We start from the raw sequence: 5,132 nt of genomic DNA, 5'->3' as shown, positions 1-5,132 counted from the left end.
AAGCGGGAGGTCGGCTTACAACGGTCAACCTCTGTTACTCTTTGGCGACACTCGGCGCGCCCCATCCCAGCTTTAGAAGATGCGAATTCTACATGGCTTGGGCCTGATCTGGAGCCGCACGGTCTGGCACTGCTTTAGGCTCAGGCACCTACGCGTGAGCAGTCCAGCCTCAACGGATCCGGTAAGGGGCAGGCTATGGATGACAAAGAAACGTGCCTGAGGGCTAGCTAATGCGAGTTGCCGCGCTCAGGGGGCAGAGCGAGTAACTCACAGGCTACGGCTGGCGGCATCATCTACCTTCCAAGCCTAAGGTCCATATAAGGCCATGTGGGAGCCGTCCGTGTAGAATGAAAATGGCACTTTACGTCACAGCACAAGGTTCAGATCGAGCTCATGCCCCAGAACTCCAAGACTGCTGTCGTCACGGGGGCCAGCTCCGGCATCGGCCTCGTCGTGGCCCGAGAGCTGGCCCGGCAGGGCTGGCGCGTCATTGCTCATGGACGCAACCCGTACCGCTCAAAGGCCGCCCTCGCTGAGATCAGCCGGGTGGTGCCAGGAGCCAATATCACACCCGTCCAAGCCGACCTTTCTGTTATGGCCGAAGTGCGCAAGGCTGCAAATGACATTGCCTCATTAACCAACCGGGTGGACCTGCTCGTCAACAACGCCGGTGCCATCATTCCCAAGCGCCAGGTCACGCCCGAAGGGTTCGAGGCGACGTTTGCTGGGAACCACCTGGGCCCATTCCTGCTCACTCAGAGCCTGATGCCGCTGCTGCGGGTTGCTGTGATTGCGGCCGGGGAAGCTCGGATCGTGAACACCGCCTCGGGAGCCCATCAGATGGTCCGCGATATGGAGTGGGACGACCTGCAACTCGAGAAAGGCTATCGGCCGTGGAAGGCTTATGCCCAGTCCAAGCTGGCAAACATCCTGTTCACCCGTGAACTCGCCACGCGGGAGACCGGCAACGGCATCAAGGTCAGCGCCGTCCATCCCGGGGTGGTTGATACGAACTTCCCGTCCGGCGGCGGTCTGCTCACTCAAGTTGGCTGGCTCTTCGCCAAGCCGTTCACGAAGACCCCAGAGCAAGGGGCGGATACGATCCTGTGGCTGGCGACCGATGGGCCCAAAGATCCGGCCGGAGGTTACTTCGAGAAGCGCCGGCCTGCCCAGATGACCAAGGCCGCCGAGAGCCACGCGGGTGCGAGGCGGCTTTGGGGCATCAGCGAGAAACTGACCGCGTGAGCCAGGCGTTTCAGCCGCTACACTCAGTCACCGTGGCATCCCTGTCTCCGCGGGAACTGCGGCCAACTCACACGCCTGAAGCGGACCGGAACGCCTCCACGAACGCAGGTGCGGCTTTCGCACTTGCCTCGAGCGAGTAGCCACCTTCCTGGACCATGAGGGTCGGGAGGGCGAGCTTACCCCAGATCTCGCCAATGCGAGGATAGGCGGCTGTTGTAACAGCCAGCCTGGAGAGCGGATCATCTTTATGGGCGTCCCAGCCCGCGGAGATGACCAGGGCTTCCGCGCCATAAGCTTGGACGGCAAGTGCCAGACGCTGGTTGGCATTGATGAAGACCTCATCCTCAGCACCTTGCGCCAGAGGCAGGTTGAGATTAGCGCCTTCTCCCTCCAGGGCTCCGGTCTCGTCCGCATAGCCAAAGAAGTGCGGGTAGTAGGACGATGGGTCAGTGTGCACTGAACCATAGAACACATCCGCCCGTCTGTAGAAGATCGCCTGTGTGCCGTCGCCGTGGTGGGTGTCGAAATCAACGATTGCCACCTTCGCAAAGGTCCGTCTCAGGACCTGGGCGCCAATAGCAGCATTGTTGAGGTAACAGAACCCGGAGGCCCGATCCGCGTAGGCGTGGTGTCCTGGAGGGCGGCTGAGCGCAAAGGCACAGTCACCTGCCAGCACCGCCTCTGCCCCCGCAATGGCACTCTGGGCAGAGGCATAGGCTGCGCCGAAGGTACCTTCCATGATGGCACAGGACAGGTCGCCCAAGTACCATCCAGCTTGGCCGAGAATGCCTGTGGGCCGCGGTCTATCCCGCGGGTGGAGGCTGGAGCCTGCCCCGCTGTAGGGATGCACGTTGGGCAGGACTTCCGGGCCGTGGTTAGGCAATGCCATGAAGCGGGCATGGGCTTCCGCGAGGAAGTCCACATAGTGATCCACGTGGATGTCGAGGATGGGACCAGGCCCATAATCATCGAGTTCTGCTTGCTGGAGGCCCAGCGGCTTGAGGGCCTGCATCAGTGCGGCAACACGATTGGGGTTCTCGAAGGGATCCACGATGCGCCCATGCACCATGTACTGCTTGGGCTGGTGGGTCAGCTGGGTCTCGGCAAAGAAGAGCTTCATGGCAGCACCTCTTGAAACACAGACCGTGGGTAGCTGCCAAAGGGCAACTATGGAATATGGGCTCTGCCGGGCTGATGATATGGAGACCGGGCGACCTGCACATCAGAGGGCGAAGATCCCGCAATCTGACGGGTGCGCCGTGGCTCCTGATCAGGCGAGGTTTGGTGAAGCTCTGGGCTGATGGACTGCATGACCCATTGCATCGCGGGCTGTCCTTAGACTTAGCTTGAGCTTGGGGGAGGGGACGACACTGAATTTGCGTCCCCAACAATTTCCTAAGGTTGGCCATCATGAGCATTGAGCTGGCAGGCAGGGACGTCCAGAGGCCTGGAGCGGCTTCTACGACCCGGTTCACCGTCTCTTGGGCTGTGAAGAGGTAGCGCTTGAGCATGAACTCTCGTTCTGGCGGAAGTAGGTATTGATCAGGGCGGTAATCCTTCGGCCCAGCGCCTTATCGACCTCAAGGTTCTCGGTATCGAGGATCTCGAGCCTGACTTCAAAGTCCGAGTCGCAGATCAAAATAGCCGGATCGAGCTCGTCACCTTCTTCCAGGCCGTTCAGGAACCAGCCCTCGTCTGGATTGGGGTCTTCGGGATCGAACCCTGAATTCAGGTTCTCGACAATGTACCTGGCGAGACGATCGTTAAGTCTCGTGCCATCGTCTTCGCCAAAGGCGATCCGGCGCTCGCCTTGAGGATCCTGGATAACGTGCTGCCGATCTCGTCCGGGGCGGGCGATGAAGAGGGTCCAGTGTGACGACGGGCCTATAGGGGTTCTTCTCGTGAGCGGCACTGCAAGCAAGGGCAGTGTTACGTCTTAGCGTCAAGTATGGCCTCTATACGGCGCTTCGAATGGCGTCGGCCCTGAACAACCTACAAGTCATGCGGAGGTACGGCGCCCAGGCAACCCAACTCATTACCGGATCGATGAGGTGCATAGCGGAGGCGAACACGACAAGCGCCAACTTCCTGAGAACCATGAACGGCCGTAAAGCTGGACGTTTAGGCTCGGCTGCTCTTGTGCATAATCTGATCGAACACCTGCCAGTTGTGACGGGGCTGAATAGGGTGAAACGACCAAACTACTGACTGAGGGAAGCCACGTGGGTCCTCAAAGCTTGAAGAGTGGCAGTCCCGAGCTTCCCAGTGACTGGTAGCCCTCTTGCACGTTCGAACGCCTCGACAGCCTTGCTGGTGCTGGGGCCAAACACGCCGTCAGCTTCAAAGTTTGCGTGCCCAAGATCAATCAGCGCTTCTTGTGCTGAGCGGATCTGGTGTTTCGACAAAGGAGCAGGTTCTGCTGAACTGACGCTCGTGCCTTCGTTGCCCGCTCCCGACCGAGCGGCCAATGTGACGAGCTTCGGATGAGCTTGATCAATTGCTTCGCTGACCCGCTCTCTCATTGTCTCCAAGCGTTGGAGTTCCTGTCTGACAGCAGCAGTTTGACCCTGAAGGTGCTGCAGATCCCCATTGGCCTGAATTGCCTGATCCCGCTCTTGCGCAAACTTGTTACGTTCTGCAGCGAGGACCTGAACCTCCTGATGGAGCCGTGTAATCTCGGTTTGAACAGCTTGCTCATCAGATCCGGACGACACCGCCGAATAAGCGAATAGCCCCCAGCCGACAGCGGCAACGGCCAAGAGGCCTTTGTCGATCATGCCAAACGGTGATGCCACTGTACGCCTTGCGGTGCTCATGAACTTACTCGCGGGTCGTTGACTGAAACGGTGAGCGTTTTGCGCGCTCATGTCAGATCCGCAATGGGTTCGAGTTGTGACGCAATTTGGGCTGTCCGGGAGCTTTGCCTCAGCGTGGTTAACCAAAGATGACCGCAGATAGCTGACGATTTAGCCAATCGGAGACCACTCTTACCGCGCGATCCCAGCTGAATGACCACAACGTTAGCCTCCCATTAACTATCTTATGTCGAAGATCACCTCAGCCAAAAAGTAAGCGGGGAGTGCGCGGATGAACCGCCTCCTCGCCTTTTGCTGTGTCTTGTCCAAAGGAGCTAAGGGTGAACGCGATCCTCAAAGAACGCATCGGAGAGCGGGTGGGCTCACTCAAGATCTCGTGGCGCAGGGCTTCGTTAGAAGCAGGTCTAGAGGCCGGCTTCATCCAAGACATCATCACGGGTCGCTCCCACCATCCAGGTGAGGACGCCCTGGCAAGCCTTGCGACAGCGCTGAAGTGCAGCCCAGCCTACCTTCTGGGCGAGAGTGATGATCTGGCTGGAGGAGAAATAGCTCACGATGCCCCGCTACTAGCCTCAGACACAGCGCGTCGGCCTGATGCGGTGATGGCCCTCAGGATTGTCGACGAGCTGCTGGCCGGAGGACACGTTGAGGCTGCTCGTGTGGCCGTCAGACGCGCTCTCAAGGCAATTGCCACTGAGTGAGCAACTCAGCTGCACCTGTCAGAATGGGTGATCAAAAGGATGAGCCCTGTGGCCTTACCTGCTGTTAACCAGCCGCCTACACTCTGGTGTGGTGGATCAGGAGCGAACCATGCAGTTCAGCGTTGGCGATGTCGTGCATCTGGTTGCATATCCCTCTCACCGGATGACCGTTGTTGAGGTCGACGGCTCCGAGATTACCTGCAGGTGGTTCGAGGGGGCGGTGGTGAAGGAGGGAACGTTCCCCGGTCATGTCATAGCCAAGGAGCTCCAGCCCGAGGCTGTTGAAGCCACCGCTTAGAGCCTGTCCGAGTGAAATTTGAATCCGAGCAATGACTTGTGATTCACTGGTTGGCGCCGATTTGCGGAGGCG

General features: G+C 59.2%; 6 protein-coding genes. 3 read left to right on the top strand and 3 right to left on the bottom strand.

The annotated features are described in order from the left end of the window. Nucleotides 1-393: 393 nt before the first annotated feature. Nucleotides 394-1,245, top strand: a complete 852-nt coding sequence (locus JKG68_RS30950) for an SDR family oxidoreductase (RefSeq protein WP_202066147.1) — start codon at nucleotides 394-396, stop codon at nucleotides 1,243-1,245. A 67-nt stretch (nucleotides 1,246-1,312) separates the two neighbouring features. Here the strand turns inward: JKG68_RS30950 and JKG68_RS30945 are convergent, their stop codons facing one another. From JKG68_RS30945 to JKG68_RS30935, 3 genes are all read right to left on the bottom strand, one after another. Further along, nucleotides 1,313-2,365: a histone deacetylase family protein gene (locus tag JKG68_RS30945; protein ID WP_202066146.1), complete on the bottom strand. Its 1,053-nt coding sequence runs from the start codon at nucleotides 2,363-2,365 to the stop codon at nucleotides 1,313-1,315. Between the two features lie 351 nt (nucleotides 2,366-2,716). After that, nucleotides 2,717-3,166: a hypothetical protein gene (locus JKG68_RS30940; RefSeq protein ID WP_202066145.1), complete on the bottom strand. Its 450-nt coding sequence runs from the start codon at nucleotides 3,164-3,166 to the stop codon at nucleotides 2,717-2,719. 280 nt (nucleotides 3,167-3,446) lie between these two features. Continuing rightward, a complete protein-coding gene (locus tag JKG68_RS30935) occupies nucleotides 3,447-4,112 on the bottom strand; it encodes a peptidoglycan-binding domain-containing protein (protein ID WP_210346506.1) in 666 nt (221 codons plus the stop codon). 269 nt (nucleotides 4,113-4,381) lie between these two features. Here JKG68_RS30935 and JKG68_RS30930 point away from each other — a divergent pair, with 269 nt between their 5' ends. Continuing rightward, on the top strand, nucleotides 4,382-4,762 hold the full coding sequence (locus JKG68_RS30930) for a hypothetical protein (protein WP_202066132.1): 381 nt from the start codon (nucleotides 4,382-4,384) through the stop codon (nucleotides 4,760-4,762). Nucleotides 4,763-4,871: 109 nt separating this feature from the next. After that, nucleotides 4,872-5,060 (top strand): YodC family protein, encoded by a 189-nt coding sequence (locus JKG68_RS30925; RefSeq protein ID WP_202066130.1) that lies wholly within the window; start codon nucleotides 4,872-4,874, stop codon nucleotides 5,058-5,060. The last annotated feature ends 72 nt before the right edge of the window (nucleotides 5,061-5,132 follow it).

The organism is Microvirga aerilata (assembly GCF_016743775.1).
Taxonomy (GTDB): Bacteria; Pseudomonadota; Alphaproteobacteria; order Rhizobiales; family Beijerinckiaceae; genus Microvirga; species Microvirga aerilata.
This window is presented reverse-complemented; position numbering and strand designations above follow the sequence as displayed.